The sequence below is a fragment of the Burkholderia sp. YHN3-13 genome (genome assembly GCF_055810675.1).
Genome location: NZ_JBVVNQ010000008.1, coordinates 123,779 through 148,267, shown reverse-complemented (window position 1 = coordinate 148,267; position 24,489 = coordinate 123,779). Strand labels below are relative to the sequence as shown.

The following is a 24,489-nucleotide window of genomic DNA, read 5'->3' as shown; positions in this document are numbered from 1 at the left end:
AGAGAGAAACGGGAAATGGCGACGATCAAGGATGTGGCAGCCATGGCGGGCGTGTCGTTTACGACCGTCTCGCACGTGGTGAACAATTCGCGGCCGGTGTCCGCGGATGTGCGTGCGAAGGTCGAGGGCGCAATCCGCGAGCTCAATTACGTGCCGTCGGCCGTGGCGCGCTCGCTGAAGGCGCGGGCGACGGCGACCATCGGCCTCGTCGTGCCGAACAGCACGAATCCGTACTTCGCGGAGCTTGCGCGCGGCATCGAGGATCAGTGCGCGGCCAACGGCTATTGCGTGTTCTTCTGCAATTCGGACGACGATCCCGTGAAGCAGCGCAACTACCTGCGCGTGCTGCAGGAAAAGCGCATCGACGGGCTGATCGTCGCATCGGCGGGCGAGGATGCGGTGCTCGCGCAGACGCTCGCCGATATCCATGCGCCGCTCGTCGTCGTCGACCGCAACATCGAGGGGCTTGCGGCCGACCTCGTGCAGATCGACCACGAGCGCGGCGCGTACCTCGCGACGCGCCACCTGCTCGAACTCGGGCACGCGAAGATCGGCTGCATCACGGGGCCGACCGACACGGCCGTCAGCGCGATGCGCGTGCACGGCTTCATCCGCGCGATGGCCGAGCGCGGCGTCGACATCGTGCCGGGCGCGATCGCGGAAAGCGACTTCTCGTGCCTCGGCGGCTATCACGCGGCGTCGCGGCTGTTCGAATCGGTGCGGCCGAGCGCGATCTTCGCGGGCAACGACCTGATGGGCGTCGGCGCGCTGCGCGCGGCGGCCGAGCGCGGGCTGCGCGTGCCCGACGACTGCTCGATCATCGGTTTCGACGACATCGAGTTTTCCCGCTACACGTATCCCGCGCTGTCGACGGTCGGCCAGTCGGTGCGCGCGCTCGGCGAAATGGCCGCGCAGACGCTGATCGAGCGGATCGGCGGCGGCTCGACGGCCGTGCCGAGCCGTCGTCGCGTGGTGTCGCCGCGCCTCGTGCTGCGCGAGTCGACGGCGGTCTATCGCGAGCCGCCCGCGTCGGGCGGCCGCGCATGACGGCGCCCGCAGCGGGTGCCGGCCGCGTCACGGTGGTCGGCAGCCTCAACATGGATCTCGTCGTGCGGGCGCCGCGGCTGCCGCTGCCGGGCGAAACGCTCGCCGGGCATGCGTTTGCCCAGGCGGCCGGCGGCAAGGGCGGCAACCAGGCCGTCGCCGCCGCGCGGCTCGGCGCGCAGGTCGCGATGATCGGTTGCGTCGGCGCGGATGCGCACGGCGCGGCATTGCGCGCGGGCCTGGAAGCCGAGGGCATTGACTGCACCGGGCTCGCGACGAGCGCGTCGGCGTCGACCGGCGTCGCGCTGATCGTCGTCGACGACGCGAGCCAGAACGCGATCGTGATCGTCGCGGGCGGCAACGGCGAGGTCACGCCCGCGACGGTTGCACGGCACGAGGCCGCGCTGGCGTCGGCCGACGTGCTGATCTGCCAGCTCGAAACACCGCCGGACGCCGTATTCGCGGCGCTGTCGGCCGGGCGGCGGCTCGGCCGCACGGTGGTGCTCAATCCGGCGCCGGCCGTCGCGCCGCTGCCGGCGGGCTGGCTGCCGCTCGTCGATTACCTGATCCCGAACGAGGTCGAGGCGGCCGCGCTGACCGCGCTGCCGGTGCGCGACCCGGCGGAGGCGGAAACCGCCGCGCGTGCGCTGCAGGCCGGCGGCGCGCGCAACGTGCTGGTCACGCTCGGCGCGCGCGGCGTGCTCGCGCTGACGGCCGACGGCGTCGCGCGGCACTATCCGGCCCCGGTCGTGCAGGCCGTCGACACGACGGCGGCGGGCGATACCTTCATCGGCGGTTTTTCCGCACGGCTCGCGGCCGGCGCGGATGTCGATGCGGCCATCCGCTTCGCGCAACGCGCGGCGGCGCTGTCGGTCACGCGGGCGGGCGCGCAGCCGTCGATTCCGACGCGCGCCGAACTGGCCGACTAGGGCCGGATCGCCGGCTTCCGTTTCCCGATCTCGGCCGGCCGTCTCGTGCGACGGGCCAGCCGGCCGGTCGTGCTTGCGGCAACGTGCCCGCAGGTCGCCGGGCCTTCCCCCCATCCATTTCTCGAATTGGCCCGAATTTGCATCATTCGTTCAGCTATTTGTAATATACAGACAAATAATTCGAAAAAATCACGCCAAAATCATCAAGTTGTGCGTCGCGCAGTCGTAAATGCAACAAGTGAAGCAATGCTTCCAGCCAACGGGCCCGGCCCGTTCATGACGACGCAATACAGGATGGATGATGGTGTTCAGGAACCTGACGATTCGTGCGCGCATCGGTTTGACGATGGCGTTTCTGGCGATGCTGCTGGGCGTAACCGGCGTGCTCGGGCTGTACGGGATGACGCGTTCGAACGTGTCGACGCGCGAGATTTTCACGAACCAGATGCCGAGCGCGGTCGACGTGGCGGTCGCGGAAATGTTTTCGGCACGCGAACGGCTCGCACTCGACCGCGCGGCGCTGCTGGCCGGCACGCCCGAGTCGGCGGCCGCCGTCGAGCGCAGCCGCGCGATGCGCGCGCAGTCCGACGCCTGGTGGCAGAAATACCTCGCGCTGCCGCGCGGCCCCGAGGAAGACCGGCTCGCGCAGGACGTCGCCGCGAAGCGCGTGGCGCTGCAGCGCGCCTGTGACGCGTTCGCGAGCCTGCTCGGGGCGGACCAGCGCGATCGCTTCGGCGACGGCGCCAAGCAGCTCCAGGCGCTCTATACCGACCTCTCGGTGGCCGGCGAAGCGCTGCGCAACTTCCAGTTCACCAATGCGCAAGTACTCTTCGATCAAGCGGAATCGGTGTTCGACACGCTGCGCGTACTGTCGATCGTCGCGCTGCTGGCCGGTGTCGGCGCCGCACTGCTGTCATGGGTGGCGCTGAGCCGCGCGATCGGTCGCCCGATCGCCGACGCGCTGTCGCATTTCGACGCGATTTCCGCCGGCGACCTGCGCCGGCCGATCGTCGTGGACCGGCGCGACGAGATGGGCCAGCTTCTCGAAGGGCTCGCGAAGATGCAGCGCGGGCTGGTCGATACGGTGCGCACCGTGCGCGGCGGCAGCGAGTCGATCGCGACCGCGGCGCGCCAGATCGCGGCCGGCAACATCGATCTGTCGTCGCGCACCGAGGAGCAGGCCGCCGCGCTGCAGGAAACCGCGTCGAGCATGGAACAGCTGACCGGCACCGTGAAGCAGAACGCGGACAATGCGCGCCAGGCAAGCGCGCTGGCCGCGAATGCGTCGGAGATTGCAAACAAGGGCAATACGGTGGTCGGCCAGGTCGTCGGCACGATGGGCGAGATCAACGACAGCTCGGCGAAGATCGCCGACATCATCGCGATCATCGAGGGAATCGCGTTCCAGACCAACATTCTCGCGCTGAATGCGGCCGTCGAAGCCGCGCGCGCGGGCGAGGAAGGCCGCGGCTTCGCGGTCGTCGCCGGCGAGGTGCGCAGCCTCGCGCAACGCTCGTCGAGCGCGGCGAAGGAAATCAAGGCCCTGATCGACGCGTCGGTGGAGCGTATCCGGACGGGGTCGACGCTGGTCGACGAAGCCGGGCGCACGATGAGCGACGTGATCGGCGCGGTGCAGCGCGTGACCGACATCATGGGCGAGATCGCGGCGGCGTCGGAGGAGCAGAGCGGCGGGATCGACCAGGTCGCGCGCGCCGTGGCGCAGATGGACGAAGTCACGCAGCAGAATGCGGCGCTCGTCGAGGAAGCCGCCGCCGCCGCGCAGTCGCTCGACGAGCAGGCCGGGCGCCTGCGCGAAACGGCGGCGGTATTCCAGCTCGACGACGAAATGGCGCGCGCCGTCGCGCCGGTTGCGGCGCGTCGCGTGACGCACGTTCCGCGCTCGCCTTCCGCCGCGGTTGCCGCGCCCGTGCAGCCGGCCGCGCGCGACGATCGCGATGCACCGCCGCAGCGCACGGCCGCCCCGATGCCCGCGCGCAAGCCCGTCGTGGCCGCTGCCGCGCCGGCACCGGCTGCCGCCACCGCCGGCGGTGACGACTGGGAAACCTTCTGATTCGCGCGTGCCGCGCATCTATCCCCATTTGGTGACGAACGACGCCCGCGACATGCGGGCGTCGTCGTTTGCGCGGCGGACGCGACGTGACGGTGCGAACGCACGATCGCGTATCGCCGCGTGCATCGCGCGGCCCGCATCGATCGATGCGCGGCGGCGTGCGCGTCATGTTCCCGCATCCGTCGTACGGGTATCTCCGTAAGGGCGCTGCGAAAAAAATTTGTAACGGTGCACGCGGCGTGTCATCGCACGCGGCTGCTCGAACGTATAGGGATGAAGGGAGGCGGTGACGACGTCGGATGTCTCCAACGCACAAGACGTTTCGTCGTTCGACGAGAGGTGGCGGATGCAGTTTCTGCGGCTCGGGAGATTGATTGTAAAACGACGAAATGCGTTGTCAAAGCGATGTTGTCGAGAATGACGAACTTCATACGAAGAGTTCGTGAAAAAAAATAAGAAAGGGTTTAGGATGAATTCGAACGCGCTTGCTTCTGCGCAGTCGTACGAAGGCAGGCACGTCTTCAGACTTAGGCGAGGGAGGTAGCATGGATATTTACAGCAGCTTCGCGAACCGCTTCGAAAAAACGCGAGAGGAAGAGCTCTCGCTGGAGGAGTATCTCGCGCTCTGCAAGAACGATCCATCCGCGTACGCGACGGCTGGTGAACGCATGCTGGCAGCAATCGGGGAACCTGAACACATCGACACCCGCAACGATCCGCGCCTGTCGCGCATCTTTGCGAACAAGGTCATCAAGGTCTATCCGGCGTTCCGTGAGTTCTACGGAATGGAGGAAGTGATCGAGCAGGTGGTCGCGTATTTCCGCCATGCCGCGCAAGGGCTCGAAGAGAAGAAGCAGATCCTCTATCTGCTGGGCCCGGTGGGCGGCGGCAAGTCGTCGATCGCCGAGCGTCTGAAGCAACTGATGGAGCGCGTGCCGTTCTATTCGCTGAAGGGCTCGCCCGTCAACGAATCGCCGCTCGGGCTGTTCGACTACGACGAAGACGGCCCGATCCTCGAGGAACAGTACGGCATCCCGCGCCGCTACCTGAAAAGCATCCTGAGTCCGTGGGCCGTCAAGCGCCTGCACGAATACAACGGCGACATCCGCCAGTTCCGCGTGGTGCGCCGCTATCCGTCGATCCTGCGGCAGATCGGCATCGCGAAGACCGAGCCGGGCGACGAGAACAACCAGGACATCTCGTCGCTGGTCGGCAAGGTGGACATCCGCAAGCTCGAACAGTACGCGCAGGACGATGCCGACGCCTACAGCTACTCGGGCGGCCTGTGTCTCGCGAACCAGGGCCTGCTCGAATTCGTCGAAATGTTCAAGGCGCCGATCAAGGTGCTGCATCCGCTGCTCACCGCGACACAGGAAGGCAACTTCAAGGGCACCGAAGGCTTCGGCGCGATTCCGTTCGACGGCGTGATCCTCGCGCACTCGAACGAGTCGGAGTGGAAGGCGTTCCGCAACAACCGCAACAACGAGGCACTGCTCGACCGGATCTTCGTCGTGAAGGTGCCGTATTGCCTGCGCGTGTCGGAAGAAACCAAGATCTACGAGAAGCTGATCCGCAACTCGTCGCTGGCCGAAGCCGTGTGCGCGCCGGGCACGCTGAAGATGATGTCGCAGTTCTCGGTGCTGTCGCGCCTGCACGAGCCGGAGAATTCGAGCCTGTTCTCGAAGATGCAGGTGTACGACGGTGAAAACCTGAAGGACACCGATCCGAAGGCGAAGTCTTACCAGGAGTATCGCGACTACGCGGGCGTCGACGAAGGGATGACCGGCGTGTCGACCCGCTTCGCGTTCAAGATCCTGTCGCGCGTGTTCAACTTCGATTCGAGCGAGGTCGCGGCGAACCCCGTGCACCTGATGTACGTGCTCGAACAGCAGATCGAACGCGAGCAGTTCCCGCCGGAAATCGAGCAGAAGTACCTGTCCTTCGTGAAGGACGTGCTCGCGTCGCGCTACGCGGAGTTCATCGGCAAGGAGATCCAGACGGCTTACCTCGAGTCGTATTCGGAATATGGTCAGAACATCTTCGACCGTTATGTCACGTATGCGGATTTCTGGATCCAGGATCAGGAATTCCGCGACCACGATACCGGCGAAAGCTTCGACCGCGCCGCGCTGAACGCGGAGCTGGAGAAGATCGAGAAGCCGGCGGGCATCAGCAATCCGAAGGATTACCGCAACGAGATCGTGAACTTCGTGTTGCGCGCGCGGGCGGCGAACGCCGGCAAGAACCCGGTGTGGACGAGCTACGAGAAGTTGCGCGTCGTGATCGAGAAGAAGATGTTCTCGAACACCGAGGAACTGTTGCCGGTGATTTCGTTCAACGCCAAGGGCTCGGCGGAAGAGCAGCGCAAGCATGAGGACTTTGTGAACCGGATGGTCGCGAAGGGCTATACGCCGAAGCAGGTGAGGCTGCTTTGCGACTGGTACCTGCGCGTGCGCAAGTCGTCATGACGCGCGCGGTTCCGCGCCCGTACGGCGAGTCCGTACGGGCACTTTCAGAGACGCCGCCCGCATGACGGGAGACGGCATGTGCGGCGAGCGTCCCGGCATATCGACATTCGAGCGGGAGACCGGGAGTGCTTCATCAAATCATCGACCGCAGGCTGGCCGGCAAGAACAAGAGCATCGCCAATCGCGAACGCTTCCTGCGTCGCGTCAAGAACTACATTCGTCGTGCCGTGTCCGACGCGGTGCGCGACCGTAGCATCAAGGATATCCAGAGCACGCAGAGCATCACGATCCCGCGCAAGGACATCGCGGAGCCGAATTTCCGGCACGCGCCTGGCGGGCGTCGTGAGTACGTGCACCCCGGCAACGAGGACTACGTGCGCGGCGACAAGATCCCGCGCCCGCAGGGCGGCTCGGGCGGCGGCGGCAGTCAGGCGAGCAACGAAGGCGAAGGGCAGGACGACTTCGTGTTCGAACTGTCGCGCGACGAGTTCATGCAGTATTTCTTCGACGATCTCGAACTGCCGCGCCTCGTGAAGACGCATCTGCTGACGGTGCCGAGCTGGAAGAACGTGCGCGCGGGCTGGTCGGCGGAAGGCACGCCGAACAACATCGACGTCGTGCGTTCGCTGCGCAGCGCGCTTGGCCGGCGCATCGCGCTCGGCTCGCCGCTCGTCAACGAACTGCGCGAACTCGAAGCGCAACTCGAGGCACTGAAGAACGACCCCGAGGACCGCCGCACCGAAATCGCGACGCTCGAGGCCGAGATCCATCACCTGAAAGGGCGCATCTGGCGGATTCCGTTCATCGATCCGTTCGACCTGCGCTACATCAACCGCGTGAAGCAGCCGCAGCCGTCGAGCCAGGCCGTGATGTTCTGCCTGATGGACGTGTCGGGCTCGATGGACGAGCAGCGCAAGGATCTCGCGAAGCGCTTCTTCATCCTGCTGTACCTGTTCCTCAAGCGCAACTACGAACGGATCGAGGTCGTGTTCATCCGTCACCACACGCGCGCCGAGGAGGTCGACGAGGACACCTTCTTCCATTCGACCGAGAGCGGCGGCACGGTCGTGTCGAGCGCGCTCGAACTGATGCGCAAGGTGATGGACGAACGCTACTCGCCGACCGAGTGGAACATCTACGGCGCGCAGGCGTCCGACGGCGACAACTGGACCGACGATTCGCCCAAGTGTCGCAAAATCCTGGAAGAGGATATCCTCACGAAGACGCGTTACTTCGCGTATATCCAGGTCGCGCCGGAAGAGCAGAACCTGTGGCTGGAATACGCGCAACTGGCGTTGTCGCAGCCGCATCTCGCGATGAAAAAAGTGGAATCGGCTGCCGACATTTACCCGGTGTTTCGCGAATTGTTCGAAAAGCAGGTGGAAACGTCATGACAACCCGCCATCTGCACAACGAGTCGCGCGGCTACGAGCCGCGCCCTTCCGGCGACGCCCCGGCCGGCCCTGACGCAGTGCAGCAACGCGCGCAGGCCGAACCGCCGCCGCCGGCCGCCGACTTGCCCGGTTCCGGGCAGAAGGAAGCGCGTATGAACGTTGCCGAACGCAAGCCGCTGCCGTGCCCGTCCGACTGGACGTTCGAGTTGCTCGAGGAGTACGACACGCACATCTCGCAGGTCGCCGAACAGTACGAGCTCGATATCTACCCGATCCAGCTCGAACTGATCAGCGCCGAGCAGATGATGGATGCGTATGCGTCGGTCGGGATGCCCGTCAACTACCGTCACTGGTCGTTCGGCAAGCACTTCCTCGCGACCGAGAAGAGCTATCGCCGCGGCCAGATGGGCCTCGCGTACGAAATCGTCATCAATTCGAATCCGTGCATCGCGTACCTGATGGAAGAGAACACGATGACGATGCAGGCGCTCGTCATCGCGCACGCGGCGTACGGGCACAACTCGTTCTTCAAGGGCAACTACCTGTTCCGGCTGTGGACCGACGCGCACGCGATCATCGACTATCTCGTGTACGCGAAGAACTACGTCGCGGAATGCGAGGAGCGCTACGGCCTCGATCGCGTCGAGGAACTGCTCGATTCGTGCCATGCGCTGATGAATTACGGCGTCGACCGCTACAAGCGCCCGCAAAAACCGTCGCTGTCGAAGGAAGCGGCGCTGCGGCGCGAGCGCGAGGCATACCTGCAGTCGCAGGTGAACGAACTGTGGCGCACGCTGCCGGGCAAGAAGCCCGAGCTGATGGAGGAGCAAGAGGAGCGTTATCCGCCCGAGCCGCAGGAGAACCTGCTGTATTTCGCGGAGAAGAATGCGCCGCTGCTCGAGCCGTGGGAGCGGGAAGTGATCCGCATCGTGCGCAAGATCGGCCAGTATTTCTACCCGCAGCGGCAGACGCAGGTGATGAACGAAGGCTGGGCGACGTTCTGGCACTACACGCTGCTGAACACGCTGTACAACCAGGGGAAGCTGGAAGACGGCTTCATGATGGAGTTCCTGCATTCGCACAGCAACGTGGTCTACCAGCCGCCCGTCACGAAGCCGTACTACAGCGGGATCAACCCGTATGCGCTCGGTTTCTCGATGATGAGCGACATCCGAAGGATCTGCGAGGCGCCGACGGAGGAGGACTACAAGTGGTTCCCGGAGATCGCGGGCACCCCGTGGCTGCCGGCGATGCACTACGCGATGCGCAACTTCAAGGACGAGAGCTTCATCGCGCAGTACCTGTCGCCGAACCTGATCCGCGAGATGCGCCTCTTCTCGGTGCTCGACGACGACATGCGCGATTCGCTCGAGGTCTCGGCGATCCACGACGATTCCGGCTACCAGTACGTGCGGCAGGCGTTGTCGCGGCAGTACGACATCCATCACCGCGAGCCGAACATCCAGGTGTGGGCCGTCAACACGCGCGGCGACCGCAGCCTCACGCTGCGTCACTTCATGACCGACAACCGCCACCTGTCCAGCGACAGCGACGAAGTGCTCAAGCACATGGCGCGGCTCTGGCAGTTCGACGTGTATCTCGAAAGCGTCGACGAGGCCGGCACCGTGCGCAAGCGCTACGAGTGCCGCTACGTGCCGCCGGAGATCCGCGTTTGACCGGTGTCTTCGGCAATGTTTGCATCGGACGCCAGCCTGACGGCTGGCGTTTTCATATGACGAACGCGCGGCGGGAGAAAATTTTTCTACATCCGGACGAACCCGGAGCGCCTGTTACTTTACATTTCGCTAAAATCCCGTAGCGTCGGGCACCGGAACCGGTGCCACATGCGACCGCACGCGGCGGCCCCCAGCCGTCTCGCCCAGAAAGCACTAAAAGGAACAGACCAACCCATGGATGTCCAGACCGACCAAGCTGCGCTGTCCGCGCACGACACCCGGCGGCGCGTGTTCGCCATCGTCGGCGCCTCATCGGGCAACCTCGTCGAGTGGTTCGACTTCTACATCTACTCGTTCTGCGCGCTGTACTTCGCACCGGCATTCTTTCCGAGCGGCAACACGACGACGCAGTTGCTGAACACGGCCGGCGTGTTCGCCGCCGGCTTCCTGATGCGTCCGATCGGCGGCTGGCTGTTCGGCCGCATCGCCGACCGTCACGGCCGTCGCGCGGCGATGATGATCTCGGTGCTGATGATGTGCGGTGGGTCGCTCGTGATCGCGGTGCTGCCGACCTACGCGCAGATCGGCGCGCTCGCGCCGGCGCTGCTGCTGGTCGCGCGCCTGTTCCAGGGCCTGTCGGTGGGCGGCGAATATGGCACGAGCGCGACCTACATGAGCGAGGTTGCGCTGAAGGGGCGCCGCGGCTTCTTCGCGTCGTTCCAGTACGTGACGCTGATCGGCGGCCAGCTGTGCGCGCTGCTCGTGCTCGTGATCCTGCAGCAGACGCTGTCGGCCGGCGAACTGAAGGCGTGGGGCTGGCGCATTCCGTTCGTCGTCGGCGCGGCGGCCGCGCTGATCTCGCTGTACCTGCGGAAATCGCTCGACGAGACGTCGACGAGCGCTTCGCGCGACAAGAAGGACGCCGGCACGATCCGCGGCGTGTGGCAGCACAAGGGCGCGTTCTTCACGGTGGTCGGTTTCACGGCCGGCGGCTCGCTGATCTTCTACACGTTCACGACGTACATGCAGAAATACCTCGTGAACACGGCCGGCATGCATGCGAAGACGGCCAGCAACGTGATGACCGTCGCGCTGCTCGTCTACATGCTGATGCAGCCGGTGTTCGGCGCGCTGTCCGACAAGATCGGCCGTCGTACGTCGATGATCCTGTTCGGCTCGTTCGCGGTGATCGGCACGGTGCCGCTGATGCATGCGCTGAAGGACGTGACGAGCCCGGTGGCCGCATTCGTGCTGATCACGGTCGCGCTGGCGATCGTCAGCTTCTACACGTCGATCAGCGGCCTCATCAAGGCCGAGATGTTCCCGCCCGAAGTGCGCGCGATGGGCGTCGGCCTGTCGTATGCGGTGGCGAACGCCATCTTCGGCGGCTCGGCCGAGTACGTCGCGCTGTGGTTCAAGTCGATCGGCAGCGAGGAAACCTTCTACTGGTACGTGACCGCCCTGTGCGCGATCTCGCTGATCGTGTCGTGGCGGATGCGTGACCCGAGCAAGGAAGGGTATCTGCGTCACGAGCCGTGATCGGCGGCGCGTTGCGCACCCCGGCATCGTGACGAACGTCCCGCCCATCGGCGGGACTTTTTTTTGCGCGCGCGCTCACGCGGACGGCGGCTTCGCGTGGTCGGGCGCCGGGGCCGCCACGCTCGACCGGATGCCTTGCTCGACCAGCCAGTCGAACATTTGCCCGACGATCGGCGAGCGCGACGGGCCTTCCATCCGCGACAGCCACCACGTGGTGCCGGGCAGGCGCGGGTAGTCGGCCAGCACGGTCAGCGCGTGCTGGTCGAGGCCGGCCTGCGCGACGAGGCGCGGCAGGCACGCAATGCCGCGGCCGCGCTGCACGGCGTCCAGCACGAGCCGCTGGTCGTCATAGATCGCCTGCATCCGGAAGTCCGACAGTCGTTCGCGAAAGACGGTCGCCATGCGCTCGTCGGTCAGGCTCGCTTCGAGGCAGACGAGCCCCGCGTGCCGCGCGTGTTCGGCGCGCGGCACGCGGGCGAGCGTCTCGGCGAGCGGTGTCGCGCACACGGTCACCCACTCGTCGCGCATGAACGGGATATCGACCAGGCCCGGCTGCAGCATCGGCCGCGTGCCGATCGTCATGTCGACGTCGATCTCGTCGACGTAGCGCGCGGTTTCGTCGGTCGACAACAGCGGGCACAGGTCCGGCAGTGCCTGTTGCAATTGCTCGAGGCGCGGCTGCAGCCAGCCGTGCAGCAACGGCGCCGGACACACCAGCACGACGAGCCCCGGGTTCAGGTAGGTCGCGATGCGGTCGAGGCCGCCGCGCAACGTGTCCATCGCGCGCTGGACGCTGCGCTGCAGGACCTCGCCGGCAATGGTCAGCTCGACGCCGCGGCCGCGCCGGCGGAACAGCGGCTGCCCGAGCTGCGCTTCGAGTTGCTGGATCTGATGGCTGATCGCCGATTGCGACAGGTGCAGTTCATCGGCTGCGCGCGAGAAATTGCCCAGCCGGGCCGCGGCTTCGAAGCCGCTCAGCAGTTTCAGGGACGGAACGCGTTGCATCGAGATATGAGGTGAATTGATTGATCAAGCCAATAAATATCAATATTCATCAAGTTTAACCTGACGGAAAATCGCTCATCAATCACAACGGAGTCGGATCGATGGGTCGCTTTGATGCTCGCCAGCGCGGTTACCGGATGCCCGCCGAATGGGAATCCATGCACGCCACGTGGCTCGGATGGCCGGTGCTCGACAATCGCGAGGACCTCTGGGGGGCGCATTACGCGCAGGTCTGCCGCGAATTCGCGCTGGTCGCGCGGACGATCGCGCGTTACCAGCGCTGCGTGGTCGCGGTACACCACAGCCAGGCCGATGCCGCGCGCGAGTTGGTGGGCCCGAGCGTCGACGTGCTGCCGGTCGCGGCCGAGGACAACTGGCTGCGCGATTGCGGGCCGATCTTCCTCGTCAGCGAACGGCACGGGCTCGGCGCGGCCGTGTTCCGCTTCAACTGCTGGGGCGAGAAGTACCAGCCGTACGACGGCTGCCAGCAGGCCGGGCAGGACATCGCGCGTGCGGCCGGCGCCGAGATCTTCAATTCGCACATGGTGCTGGAGGGCGGTTCGTTCTACGTCGACGGGCAGGGTACGCTGGTCACGACCGAAAGCTGCCTGCTGCATCCCAATCGCAACCCGCACCTGAGCCGCGCGGAGATCGAGGCGGAGCTGCGCCGGATGCTGGGCGTCGAGAAGATCGTGTGGCTGCCGGGCAACCCGGACGAAGTGGAGACGAACGGGCACGTGGACGGCATCGCGTCGTTCGTCGCGCCGGGGCGGATGCTGTGCCAGACCGCAGCGCCCGAGCAGGGCGACTATTTCCGCGTGATGCGCGAAAACCGCCGTGCGCTGGAACTCGCGACCGATGCGGCGGGGCGCCGTTTCGAGCTGCTCGACCTGCCGTCGCCGATCGTCGGCGAACGCTTCGGCTCCGAGCGCTACTGCGATTGTTACGCGAACTACATCCTGGTGAACGGCGCGGTGATCGTGACCGCGTTCGGCGTCGAACAGGACGAGGCCGCACGCGATGCGTTCAGCCGCGCGTTCCCGACGCGCAAGGTGCAGATGCTGCCGATCCCGACGCTGTCGATCGGCGGCGGCAGCATTCATTGTTCGACGCAGCAGCAGCCGTCCGTCGCGCACTGAGCGACGTTTCGTCAGCAGTTTCCGGTTTCACCGAGGAGCAACGCAATGCCGTCCAAACACATTACCGTCGCCGCCGTGCAGATGGCGTCGGGCAGCTGGAATCTCGAAGACAACATGGCCACCGCGGAGCGCCTGATCCGCGCGGCCGCCGCACAGGGCGCGAATCTCGTGCTGTGCCCGGAACTGTTCGCGATGCCGTACTTCTGCCTCGACCAGAACGTGCGTCATCTCGAACACGCGCAGCCGTTCGAAGGCAACGCGCAGATCGCCCGTTTCGCGGCGCTGGCCGGCGAGCTCGGCATCGTGCTGCCGATCGGTTTCTTCGAGCGCGCGGGCAATGCCGCGTACAACTCGATCGCGGTGGCGGACGCCGACGGGCGCGTCCTCGGCGTCTATCGCAAGACGCATATTCCGGACGGGCCGGGCTATACGGAGAAGTTCTATTTCACACCGGGCGACACCGGCTTCAAGGTGTGGGACACGCGTTTCGGGCGGATCGGCATCGGCATCTGCTGGGACCAGTGGTATCCGGAGACGGCGCGCAGCCTCGCGCTGATGGGCGCGGAGATCCTGTGCTTTCCGACCATCATCGGCTCGGAGCCGTTCAGCAGCGCGTTCGATTCGGCCGGCCACTGGCAGCGCACGATGCAGGGTCACGCGGCGGCCAACATGGTGCCGGTCGTGGCGGCGAACCGGATCGGCCGCGAAGTCGGCATCGGCAACGGCAATCCGCGGCAGCAGGGGCTGACCGGCGTGTTCTACGGGTCGAGCTTCATCGCGGATCACACCGGCGAGAAGCGGGCCGAGGCGAACCGCACCGACGAAGCCGTGCTCGTGCAGACGTTCGACCTCGACGCGATCCGCGCCGACCGGCAATCGTGGGGCTTTTTTCGCGATCGCCGCCCCGAGATGTACCGCACGTTGCTGACCAGCGACGGCGTGTCGTCCTGTTATCGATGAGGGATTCGCGATGAAACACCAAGGGTGGCTGCGCTTCGCGGTGCCGGGCCTCGCGCTGTGCGTGCTGGCCGGTGCGGCCCGCGCCGACGAAGAGAACGTGCTGAACCTGTACAACTGGAGCAACTATTTCGCGCCGGACACGATTGCCGCGTTCGAGAAGGAAACCGGCATCAAGGTGCGCTACGACGCGTACGACAGCGACGAGACGCTGCAGTCGAAGCTGCTGACCGGCAACAGCGGCTACGACCTCGTGTGGCCGACCAACGACTTCATGGCCAGGCAGATCCAGGCCGGTGTGTACCGCAAGCTCGACAAGGGCCGGCTGCCGAACCTGAAGTATCTCGACCCGTCGCTGCTGAAGCAGATGGCGCAGTCCGATCCCGGCAACCAGTACGGCGTGCCGTACATGTGGGGCACCGTGGGCGTCGGCTACGACCGCGCGAAGGTGCGCGCGATCCTCGGCAAGGACATGCCGGCCGACAGCCTCGACCTCTTGTTCAACCCGGCGATCGCGGCGCGCGTCGCCGCGCAATGCGGGCTCGGCCTGCAGGACTCCGCGAGCACGGTGCTGCCGCTCGCGCTGCGCTACGTCGGCCGCGACCCGATGCGGCCGTCCGCGCAGGATTACGCGGCCGCGCAGGCGATGCTGATGAAGGTGCGGCCGTTCATCCGCCAGTTCGTCGGCTCGTCCGACGCCGACGCGCTGATCGACGGCGAGCTGTGCGTGACGGTCGGCTTCTCCGGTGCGATCAACCTGGCCGCGCAGAAGGCGAAGGCGCGCGATCCGAAGCGCGACATCGTGTACGACATCCCGCGCATCGGCAGCCTGATGTGGTTCGATGCGATGGTGATTCCGGCATCGGCGAAGCATCCGGACAACGCGCACGCGTTCATCGACTACATCCTGCGTCCGGACGTGATCGCGAAGATCTCGAATGCGACGCGCTACGCGAACGCGAACCGGGGCGCGCTGAAGCTGATGGACCCGGCACTGGTGCGCGATCCGGGCATCTATCCGGACGAGGCGACGCGGCGCACACTGTTCACGCCGATCGCCGAATCGCCGGCCGCGATGCGCCTGGAAGGCCGCACCTGGCTCGGCTTCAAGACCGCGCGGCCGTGACGGCCCGCGCAGAAACAATCGAAATAACCGGCAAGCGAAAGAGGAATGCGATGACCACACGACGTCAACTGTTGAAACGCGGCCTGTCCGTATCGGGCGCGGCGCTGGCCGCCGGCGCGATGGGCGGGTTGTTCGGCCGCGCCGCGCACGCGCAGCAGGGCGCGACCTGGCACATGCCGGACGAAGGCGCGCCGCACACGGCGACCTGGATGGCGTTCGGCCCGAGCGCGGACATCTGGGGCGCGCGGCTGTTGCCCGTGGTGCGCGAGAACCTGGCCGCGGTCGCGAAGGCGATCGCCGCGCACGAGCCGCTCAAGATGCTGGTGCGGGAGCAGGACTACGCGCTCGCATCGCGGCTGTGCGGCGCGTCGGTCGAGCTCGTCCAGCATCCGGTCGACGATCTGTGGATGCGCGATACGGGGCCCGTGTTCGTGAAGAACGCGTCGGGCCAGCTCGGCGGCGTGAGCTTCAATTTCAACGGCTGGGGCAACAAGCAGGAACACGACCAGGACGCGGAAGTCGCGCCGTTCGTGGCCGAACGCGCCGGCGCGCGGCCGATCGACACGAAGCTCGTGCTTGAAGGCGGCGGCATCGAGGTGGACGGCGAGGGCACGGCGATCATCACGCGCAGCTGCGTGCTCAATGCGAACCGCAATCCGGGCGTCAGCCAGGCGCAGTGCGAAGCCGAGCTGAGCCGCCTGCTCGGGCTGAAGAAGATCATCTGGCTGCCCGGCATTGCCGGCAAGGACATCACCGACGGGCATACCGACTTCTACGCGCGTTTCACGAGCCCGGGTGTCGTGGTGGCCGGGCTCGACACGGATCCGTCGTCGTACGACCATGCGGTGACGCGGCAGCACCTCGAGATCCTGCGCAAGTCCACCGATGCGAAGGGGCGCCCGCTGAAGGTCGTCGTGCTGCCGGGGCCGAGGACCGTCCGGCATGCGTACGAGAACGACGAGTTCGCGGCCGGCTACATCAATTTCTACGTATGCAATCGCGCGGTGATCGCGCCGCAATTCGGCGACAGTCGCGCCGACCGCAACACGCGCGACACGCTCGTCGACCTGTTTCCCGGCCGCGAAGTCATCCAGTTGAACATCGACGGCATCGCCGCGGGCGGCGGCGGCATTCACTGTACGACGCAGCAGCAGCCGGCCTGAGCGAGGTCGTGGACCGGTCCGCGTGACCGGTTCGATTGCCGCTGCCATTTTTATATATTTTCGGATTACTGAATAACAACGCGGAATCCGTTTCGTGGAACGGATTCCGGCGCGTACGCATGCGCGCCGTCCGCGCAATGGAGTGGAATACATGGCGAAGCAACGAAACGACGTGATCACGAACCCGAACGCGTCGCCCATGCCGGATGCCGGCCGACGCGGATTCATCCGCTGTTCGGCCGCCTGGCTCGGCATGCCGCTGCTGGGTGGACTGGCCGCATGCGGCGGCGACGGCGGTACGGCCGACGCGGCGTCCGCGTCGCGCCCGACACCGTCGGCACGGCAGGCCGTGTACCGGCTGCCGGCGGAAGATGCGCCGCACGCGTCGACCTACATGACCTTCGCGTCCGGCGTGGACGGCATCTGGTCGCCCGTCACGTCACAGAGTACGGATGCCGGCATCGATCGCGTGCGGGCCGACCTGATGGACGTCGCGAAGGCGATCGGCGCGACCGAACCGGTCACCATGCTGGTGCTGCCGGTCGATCTGGACGCGGCCCGCGCGCTGCTCGCGAGCGCGAGTGTCGCGAATCCGGACCTGCATGCGCGCTATGCGGCGCGCGCCGCGGGCACGGGCGGAATCACCCTCGTGCCGCTCGCCGACGGTTTCAACGATTTCTGGGTGCGCGACACGGGGTGCGTGTTCGTCCGCGACACGGCGAACGGCAATGCACTGAACGCGATCGGTTTCAATTTCAACGGCTGGGGCAACGCCAACACCGACGGCGCCGGCCAGAGCGCGGGCACGATTGCGCCGGCGATCCTGGCCGCGAGCAACCGGTCGAAGGCCGGCAAGTTCTTCCAGCCATTCAGCCAGGACGGCAGGGTGGCGGGCTGGATGGCGCAGACCCAAGGCGCGACCCTGGTCCGCAGCACGTTGACGCTCGAAGGCGGCGCGATCGAATTCGACGGCGACGCGACGGCGATCCTCACCGAATCGGCCGTGCTGCACGTGAACCGCAATCCGCAGCTGTTCGACATCCCGAATGGCGTGATCGCCAACGCCACGCTGCTGCCGACGGCCCGCGAGGTCGTGCTCGCCGAACTGCAGCGCACACTCGGGGTGCGGAAGATCATCTGGTTGCCGGGCACGCCGACCTATCCGCGCGGCAGCGGCGTGGGCGGTGCCGGCGGCGCGGCGACGCCGGCCGGCGAGAGCGACATCACGAACGGTCACGTCGATTTCTATGCACGTTTTCTCGCGCCCGGGGTGGTCGCTTGCTGTTACGACGCGTCGAATTCGACCGGCGAGCGTGCGTTGACGGACGCGAACCGGAAGCGCCTGGCCGGCCAGACCGACGCGAACGGCCGGCCGCTGCGGATCGTCGAGCTCGTGCCGCCCGTCAGCTTCGGGACCTCGGCCGGCACGACGCTGAGCGAGCGGCAGATGTCGCATTTCGCGGCCGGCTACATCAACTTCTATACGTGCAACGGCGCGATCGTGATGCCGAAGTTCAACGATGCGGCGGCGGACGCGGCCGCGGTTGCCGCGATCCGGCCATATGCGGGCAGTCGCGCGATCGTGCAGGTCGACATCCTCGGCATCGCGTCGGGCGGCGGCGGCATCCACTGCGCGACCCGGGAAGTACCGGCGTGAGCATGTCGCGTCATATCGATATGGAAATCGATTCGTTGTCCGTTTCACGCGAATTCCTTAATCTGGGCCTGTAGTTCGTGTGACACCTCCTTGACTGGGATTCGCGCCCGCTGCGTGCAGCGGGCGTCTTTTTTTGTGCGCCGTACCGCGCGCCTCATCACGAAACCCGCAGAGCAAAGCACCATTTGTTGGTTCGGATTCGCCGCACGCGCTGCTACGTTAGCGGCTTCGCGGCGACACACTGCGTCGCGATGTTCTTCGAACCGGGCCGCCGCGCGATCCGCGGCGGCCTTCATAACAAATCAGGTCGTGCTCATGAAATTCCACACTCTCGCTACGTGGCTCGTCGGGGCCGCGCTCATCACCGCAGGCACCGTCGCGCATGCGGACCGGCTCGACGACATCAAGAAGGCCGGCGTGCTGCGCGTCGCGACGTTCGACAGCAACCCGCCGTTCGGTTATGTCGACGCGAAGAACAACCACATCGTCGGCCTCGACGTCGACTACGCGAAGGCGCTCGCCGACAAGCTCGGCGTGAAGCTGCAACTGCAGCCGACCAATCCCGCGAACCGCATCCCGTTCCTGACGTCCGGCAAGGTCGATCTCGTGCTCGCGAACTTCACGATCACCGACGAGCGTGCGAAGCAGGTCGACTTCAGCATTCCGTATTTCTCGTCGGGCCAGCAGTTTCTCGCGAAGAAGGGCGTGCTGAAATCGGCCGACCAGCTGAACGGCCTGCGCGTCGGCGCGGACAAGGGCACGACCAACGAGATCACGCTGCGCGAGAAATTCCCGAAGGCGACGATCGTCGCGTACGACGATACGCCGTTCGCATTCGCCGCGCTGCGCGCCGGCAACGTGCAGGCGATCACGCAGGACGGCCCGAAGCTGATCGGCCTGCTCGCGAATGTGCCCGACAAGCAGAACTACGAGATCCCGGCATTCACGATCTCGAATGACTACATGGGTGTCGGCGTGCCGAAGGGCGAGACGCGCCTGCTCGGCTTCGTCAACGACACGCTGAAGGGCCTCGAGGCGAACGGCCGCGCGACGCAGATCTACGACGCGTGGTTCGGGCCGACGACGAAGACGCCGCTCACGCGCATCTTCCGCATCGGCGACAAGACCTGATTCAGGCTCCGGCCGCACGCGCGCCGCGTAAGCGCCGGGATACCGGCGTCGCGGCGCTTTTCGTTTTCTTTCGATCGCGCGTTTCGCGCCCGTCATACGACATGCTCGGGTTGGCTCCCAAATATCTGTCCTGGCTCTGGCAGGGCTTCCTGCTGACGCTCGGCCTCGCGGCCGCGTCGGCCGTTGCGGCGACCGTCGGCGGGCTGCTGCTCGCCGTCATGCGTCATGCACGCGGCGCGGCACCGCGCGCGGCCGCCGCCGCGTACATCGTCGCCTTTCGCAACACGCCGCTACTCGTGCAGTTGCTGTTCTGGTATTTCGGCGTCGCGTCGTTGCTGCCCGACACGTGGATCGCGTGGCTGAATGCGCGCCATGCGGTGAGCGCCGGTCCGTTCACGCTCGCGTGGCCGTCGTTCGAATTCGTCGCGGGCTGGGTCGGGTTGAGCGCCTACACGGCCGCGTTCGTCGCCGAGGAGTGCGAAGCCGGCCTGCGCGGCGTGCGGCGCGCGCAGCATGACGCGGCCGCCGCGCTCGGCCTCACGCCGATGCAGTCGCTGCGCTACGTGGTGCTGCCGCAGGCCGTGCGGATCGCGTTGCCGCCGTTGTTCGGCCAGTACATGAATCTCGTGAAGAACTCGTCGCTCGCGATGGCGATCGGCGTGGCCGAGCTGTCGTATGCGTCCAGGCAGGTCGAGACCGAGACGTTCAAGACCTTCGCCGCGTTCGGCGTCGCGACGCTGCTGTACGTCGCGGCGGTGGCCGCGATCGAGGCCGGTGCGTACGCGGCCACGCAATGGCGTGACCGGCTCGGCGCGGGGCGGTGACGATGGACCTTTCGCTGCTCCTCTCCAACCTGCCGTACCTGCTCGTCGGCGCATATCCCGACGGCCCGCTGGGCGGTGCCGCGCTGTCGTTGGTGCTGGCGATCGCGTCCGCCATCGCGTCGGCGGTGCTCGGTGTGGCGCTCGGCGTCGCGATGGCACTCGCACGCGGCCCGGCACGCGTGCTGTTGCTCGCGTTCATCGGCTTCTTCCGCGCGATTCCGGTGCTGATGCTGATCTTCTGGACGTATTTCCTGATGCCCGTGCTGCTGCACATGGACGTGCCGGGGCTCGCGACGGTCGTGTGCGCGCTTGCCCTGATCGGCGGCGCGTATCTCGCGCATGCGGTGCATGCGGGCATCGTCGCGGCGGGTGACGGGCAATGGCAGGCCGGGCTGTCGCTCGGGCTCACGCGCTGGCAGACGGTGCGCTACGTGCTGCTGCCGCAGGCGATCCGGATCATGACGCCGTCGTTCGTCAACCAGTGGGTCGCGCTCGTGAAGGACACGTCGCTCGCGTATATCGTCGGCGTGCCGGAGCTGTCGTTCGTCGCGACGCAGGTGAACAACCGGCTGATGGTGTATCCGGCACCGATCTTCCTGTTCGTCGCGGTGATCTATCTGGTGCTGTGCACGTCGCTCGACGGCGCGGCACGCTGGCTGCTGTCGCGCCGCCCGCGCGCGCAACGCGCCGTGCAGGCGGCGGAGTGCACGGAACCCGCGCAGTAACGGCGCGCCGCACGCCGCGGCACGCGCGTTACGACGCCGAGTAGTGCGTATTGAAGACCGCGCGCAGCGTCGATTTGTCGGTCGCGAAATCGCCCCACAGCGGCCCGTCGTTCTGCGCGAACGCGAACGGCGCCGTATTGATCGACGCGAGGCGGAAGCGCCATTGCGCGGCTTCCTGGCGGAACGCGGTGAGCTGCATGTCGGACAGCGCCGTCTGCGCGCTGGCGAGCGTGACGAGCGGGTCGACCGGATCGTTCGCGACACGCACCTCGAAATGCAGGTGCGGGCCCGTGGCGGCGCCCGTCATCCCGACCGAGCCGATGCGCTGGCCCTGCTTGACGGTTTCGCCGACCTTGAGCCCGCGCGCGAACGCGGACAGGTGCGCGTAGTAGGTCGAGTAGCCGTCCGCATGATCGACGATCACGTAGCGGCCGTAGCCGCCCGGATCGAACCCGGCGAACGATACGACGCCGTCGGCCGCCGCATCGACGGGCGTGCCGCTCGGCGCGGCGAGATCGACACCCGTATGGAACGCCATCGCCTGCGACAACGGATGGATGCGCTCGCCGAAGAACGAGCTGATGCGCGTCCACTTGACCGGCATCGTGAACGCGGCCGCTTCGAGCGGCGCGCCGTCGAGCGTGTAGTACGCGCCGTGCTGGGCGCCCGGCGCACGGAACCAGATCGCGCCGAACGTGCGGCCGGCGACGCGCAGCTCGAGCGCGGTGAGGCGCGGCGTGCCGTCGTTCGTGTCGAACGCGACGCGGTAGTAGTCGCCGCGCTGCGCGCTTGCGCGCATCGCGACCTTGCCGGTGACGAGATCGCCGAGCTGGATGCGCACTTCGGGCGGTACGTCGAGGCGGTTCAGCGTGTCGGACAGCGTGAGTTCGATGTCGCCCGCGCGCATTCCGTTCTGGTTCTCGGGCGCCGCGAACTGGAACAGGCTCGCATAGCCGAGCATGTCGTTCCGGTGCGCGCTGAGCGGGGCGAACAGGCCCGGCTGCTGGCTGCGGTCGTTGAGATCGACATGCTCGTTGCGTTCGCCGATCGTGCGGGCGAGTTCGCTCGTCACGAAATGCTGCGCGGTGGGAAACGGCGTGTCGGACAGTACGCGCTGCGGCAGCGCGGCCGTGCCGGAATCGACGGCGCCGGGCAGTTGCGATACGGCCGGCAGCGCGGCGGCGAGACCGAATGCGGCGAGGGCGCCGAGCACGGCGGCCGGCACGAGCGCGCGCGCGATGCGCTGCGCGCGGCCGGGCGCGAAAGCATCAGGAGTAGCGGCAGACTTGACCAAGGTGTCCACATCCAGGAAAGCGGTTCAAAGGGGTGTGGGCAGGGGCCGCCGGCGGCTCATCCGTCGAACGGCGACGGGGCGGGCGGCGGGCGTGCAACAAAACAGGCCCCGCCAGGGGCCTGTGTCGTTTCCGTTCGACCCAACATACGGGGCGAGCCCGCTTCGAACGGCGGCGTGCATACCGGGTCGAACCCGGTTATCACGAAGACGCTAAAGAAAGATGACAGCGTCAGTCTACCGATGTTCCGGGAAACGTTAAAAATTTTAAAGAGGGTCAGCTCATTCGTTTCGCAGTGCGGTAAATCGGGCTAAATCAGCATTTGTTACGACGTTTTTCACTGGCCTGGCAATTTTTGCGCGCGAACGCGCAACGCGGCCGATGTCCGGACGGTGTCGAAACCGGCGTCGAGCATCGCTTCGGCGTCGTTCCACAGATTGCCGCGCAGCCGGTTGGTCCAGATCATCGACGCGAACACGCCTTCAAGTAGCGACACGAGATAGACGGCGGCCAGGTGCACGTCGAGATCGGCGGCGATTTCGCCGGCCGCGATCGCGCGGCGCAGCAGCGCCTTCGTGATCCGCAGCATCTGCAGTTCGAGCAGCATGCGGCGCCGCTGCAGCGCGCCGTTTTCCTCGCTTTGCTCGCACTTCGTATAGAGGATCACCAGCACGCGCTGCATCGGGCCCGGTTCGCCGCATTCCTGCAGGTAGTGCGACGCCGCGCGCCGCAGCGTGGCGAGCGGCGGCAGGCCGTCGCCCGCGTCGAAGCCTTCCGACGTGCGCGCGAACGCGCGGTCGCACATCGCGAGACACACTTCCATCTTGTTGCGGTAATGGCCGTAGACGGCGCCCCGCGACATCCCGGCGGCCTCGGCGAGGTCCGCCATCGCGGTTTGCGCGACGCCTTTCTCGAGCAGCACGAGCTCGGCGGCGTCGAGGATCCGGTGCTTGATGGCGAGCGATTCTTCCCGGGTCTTGCGGGCCATGTCGTGAAGCTCCTTACAATTCGCTGTCGTTTTATTGAGACAGTGTGTCGGTCAGATTGAAGCGGCAAGTATTTAATCAGTCGTGACTGATTATAATCGGCCACCCTGAGCCGCCGCATTGTATCGGCGGCGAACGATCCGAGGTCACACATGAATAACAATCGCTCCCTGTCGCGCCACGGGCTGGCGCCGTTCGCGCTGGCGGCCGTGCTGGCCCTGGCCGGATGTGGAAAGGGCGACAAGGACGCCGCGCCGGAGACCGCGAAGCAGGCCACCGTCGTGACGGTACGTCCGACGGCCGTGCCGATGACCGTCGAACTGCCGGGCCGGCTCGACGCGTACCGGCAGGCGGAAGTGCGCGCGCGGGTCGCGGGCATCGTCACCGCGCGCACCTACGAGGAAGGTCAGGAAGTGAAGCAGGGCGCGGTGCTGTTCCGCATCGATCCCGCGCCGCTGAAGGCCGCCCGCGACGCCGCGCAGGGCGCGCTCGCGAAAGCGCAGGCCGCGGCGCTCGCGGCGAGCGACAAGCGCCGCCGCTACGACGATCTGGTGCGCGACCGCGCGGTGAGCGAGCGCGACCATACCGAAGCCGTTGCGGCCGATACGCAGGCGAAGGCCGAGGTTGCATCGGCGAAGGCCGAGCTCGCGCGTGCGCAACTGCAGCTCGACTATGCCACCGTCACCGCACCGATCGCGGGCCGCGCGCGACGCGCGCTCGTGACCGAAGGCGCGCTCGTCGGCCAGGACCAGGCGACGCCGCTCACGACCGTCGAGCAGCTCGATCCGATCTACGTGAACTTCTCGCAGCCGGCCGCCGATGTCGACGCGTTGCGCCGCGCGGTGAAGAGCGGGCGCGCGACGGGCATTGCGCAGCACGACGTCGCGGTGACGCTGCTGCGCGCCGACGGCACCGCGTATCCGTTGAAGGGCAAGCTGCTGTTCAGCGATCTCGCGGTCGATCCGACCACCGACACCGTCGCGATGCGCGCGCTGTTCCCGAATCCGGAGCGCGAACTGCTGCCGGGCGCGTACGTGCGGATCGCGCTCGACACGGCGGTCGACCAGCGCGCGATCCTCGTGCCGCGCGACGCGCTGCTGCGCACCGCCGACCGTACGTCGGTACGCGTGGTCGGCACGAACGGCAAGGTCAAGGACGTCGAGGTCACGGCCGACCAGATGAGCGGCCGTGACTGGCGCATCACGCGCGGCCTCGCGGGCGGCGAACGCGTGATCGTCGACGACGCGTCGCAGTTCGCGCCCGATACGGCCGTCAAGCCCGTCGAGAAGTCGCCGCCGTCGAAGGCGGCGCCGGCCGCGGCCGCTTCGCAGGCGGCCGCCCGTCAAACCTGACCGGTTCAAAC

General features: G+C 66.6%; 19 protein-coding genes. 16 read left to right on the top strand and 3 right to left on the bottom strand.

Going from position 1 to position 24,489, the window contains the following annotated elements; translation table 11 throughout:
• The first annotated feature begins 15 nt into the window (after nt 1-15).
• From AC0KUR_RS19685 to AC0KUR_RS19655, 7 genes are all read left to right on the top strand, one after another.
• Nucleotides 16-1,047: a LacI family DNA-binding transcriptional regulator gene (locus AC0KUR_RS19685; protein ID WP_034186950.1), complete on the top strand. Its 1,032-nt coding sequence runs from the start codon at nt 16-18 to the stop codon at nt 1,045-1,047.
• Complete coding sequence (rbsK, locus tag AC0KUR_RS19680; protein ID WP_059557763.1) at nt 1,044-1,973, top strand: ribokinase; 930 nt, start codon at nt 1,044-1,046, stop codon at nt 1,971-1,973. The genes AC0KUR_RS19685 and rbsK overlap by 4 nt, the downstream gene beginning before the upstream one ends.
• A 301-nt stretch (nt 1,974-2,274) precedes the next feature.
• Nucleotides 2,275-4,044, top strand: coding sequence for a methyl-accepting chemotaxis protein (locus AC0KUR_RS19675; RefSeq protein WP_069705257.1), 1,770 nt, complete (start codon nt 2,275-2,277; stop codon nt 4,042-4,044).
• Between the two features lie 545 nt (nt 4,045-4,589).
• The gene (locus AC0KUR_RS19670; protein WP_034186948.1) at nt 4,590-6,512 is read left to right on the top strand and encodes a PrkA family serine protein kinase; all 1,923 of its coding nucleotides are present in this window, start codon (nt 4,590-4,592) and stop codon (nt 6,510-6,512) included.
• Nucleotides 6,513-6,637: 125 nt separating this feature from the next.
• Nucleotides 6,638-7,906: a YeaH/YhbH family protein gene (locus AC0KUR_RS19665; protein WP_034186947.1), complete on the top strand. Its 1,269-nt coding sequence runs from the start codon at nt 6,638-6,640 to the stop codon at nt 7,904-7,906.
• Nucleotides 7,903-9,582, top strand: coding sequence for a SpoVR family protein (locus tag AC0KUR_RS19660; RefSeq protein WP_049029302.1), 1,680 nt, complete (start codon nt 7,903-7,905; stop codon nt 9,580-9,582). The genes AC0KUR_RS19665 and AC0KUR_RS19660 overlap by 4 nt, the downstream gene beginning before the upstream one ends.
• Before the next feature lie 234 nt (nt 9,583-9,816).
• The gene (locus AC0KUR_RS19655) at nt 9,817-11,121 is read left to right on the top strand and encodes an MFS family transporter (RefSeq protein WP_034186945.1); all 1,305 of its coding nucleotides are present in this window, start codon (nt 9,817-9,819) and stop codon (nt 11,119-11,121) included.
• A 75-nt stretch (nt 11,122-11,196) separates the two neighbouring features.
• On the opposite strand, the gene AC0KUR_RS19650 is transcribed toward AC0KUR_RS19655, so the two are convergent.
• Entirely contained in the window at nt 11,197-12,126 is a 930-nt protein-coding gene (locus AC0KUR_RS19650; RefSeq protein ID WP_034186944.1) for a LysR family transcriptional regulator, read from the bottom strand.
• A gap of 101 nt (nt 12,127-12,227) precedes the next feature.
• Between AC0KUR_RS19650 and AC0KUR_RS19645 the strand changes: the two genes are divergently transcribed.
• From AC0KUR_RS19645 to AC0KUR_RS19610, 8 genes are all read left to right on the top strand, one after another.
• Complete coding sequence (locus AC0KUR_RS19645; RefSeq protein ID WP_124669097.1) at nt 12,228-13,265, top strand: agmatine deiminase family protein; 1,038 nt, start codon at nt 12,228-12,230, stop codon at nt 13,263-13,265.
• A gap of 45 nt (nt 13,266-13,310) precedes the next feature.
• Entirely contained in the window at nt 13,311-14,225 is a 915-nt protein-coding gene (aguB, locus tag AC0KUR_RS19640; RefSeq protein WP_059557758.1) for an N-carbamoylputrescine amidase, read from the top strand.
• Nucleotides 14,226-14,235: 10 nt separating this feature from the next.
• Nucleotides 14,236-15,348, top strand: coding sequence for a polyamine ABC transporter substrate-binding protein (locus AC0KUR_RS19635; RefSeq protein WP_473376327.1), 1,113 nt, complete (start codon nt 14,236-14,238; stop codon nt 15,346-15,348).
• A gap of 50 nt (nt 15,349-15,398) precedes the next feature.
• On the top strand, nt 15,399-16,511 hold the full coding sequence (locus tag AC0KUR_RS19630; RefSeq protein WP_124607962.1) for an agmatine deiminase family protein: 1,113 nt from the start codon (nt 15,399-15,401) through the stop codon (nt 16,509-16,511).
• A gap of 151 nt (nt 16,512-16,662) precedes the next feature.
• Complete coding sequence (locus AC0KUR_RS19625) at nt 16,663-18,168, top strand: agmatine deiminase family protein (protein ID WP_473376326.1); 1,506 nt, start codon at nt 16,663-16,665, stop codon at nt 18,166-18,168.
• A 315-nt stretch (nt 18,169-18,483) separates the two neighbouring features.
• Nucleotides 18,484-19,299 (top strand): ABC transporter substrate-binding protein, encoded by an 816-nt coding sequence (locus tag AC0KUR_RS19620; protein WP_034186939.1) that lies wholly within the window; start codon nt 18,484-18,486, stop codon nt 19,297-19,299.
• A gap of 101 nt (nt 19,300-19,400) precedes the next feature.
• Nucleotides 19,401-20,123: an amino acid ABC transporter permease gene (locus tag AC0KUR_RS19615; RefSeq protein WP_069705165.1), complete on the top strand. Its 723-nt coding sequence runs from the start codon at nt 19,401-19,403 to the stop codon at nt 20,121-20,123.
• Between the two features lie 2 nt (nt 20,124-20,125).
• Entirely contained in the window at nt 20,126-20,848 is a 723-nt protein-coding gene (locus AC0KUR_RS19610) for an amino acid ABC transporter permease (RefSeq protein ID WP_034186937.1), read from the top strand.
• Nucleotides 20,849-20,876: 28 nt separating this feature from the next.
• On the opposite strand, the gene AC0KUR_RS19605 is transcribed toward AC0KUR_RS19610, so the two are convergent.
• Both AC0KUR_RS19605 and AC0KUR_RS19600 read right to left on the bottom strand, forming a co-directional pair.
• Nucleotides 20,877-22,142, bottom strand: a complete 1,266-nt coding sequence (locus AC0KUR_RS19605) for a M23 family metallopeptidase (RefSeq protein WP_059557754.1) — start codon at nt 22,140-22,142, stop codon at nt 20,877-20,879.
• A 335-nt stretch (nt 22,143-22,477) separates the two neighbouring features.
• The gene (locus tag AC0KUR_RS19600) at nt 22,478-23,128 is read right to left on the bottom strand and encodes a TetR family transcriptional regulator (protein ID WP_034186935.1); all 651 of its coding nucleotides are present in this window, start codon (nt 23,126-23,128) and stop codon (nt 22,478-22,480) included.
• Nucleotides 23,129-23,278: 150 nt separating this feature from the next.
• On the opposite strand from AC0KUR_RS19600, the gene AC0KUR_RS19595 reads away from it, so the two are divergent.
• Nucleotides 23,279-24,478 (top strand): MexX/AxyX family multidrug efflux RND transporter periplasmic adaptor subunit, encoded by a 1,200-nt coding sequence (locus AC0KUR_RS19595; protein ID WP_034186934.1) that lies wholly within the window; start codon nt 23,279-23,281, stop codon nt 24,476-24,478.
• Nucleotides 24,479-24,489: the final 11 nt, after the last annotated feature.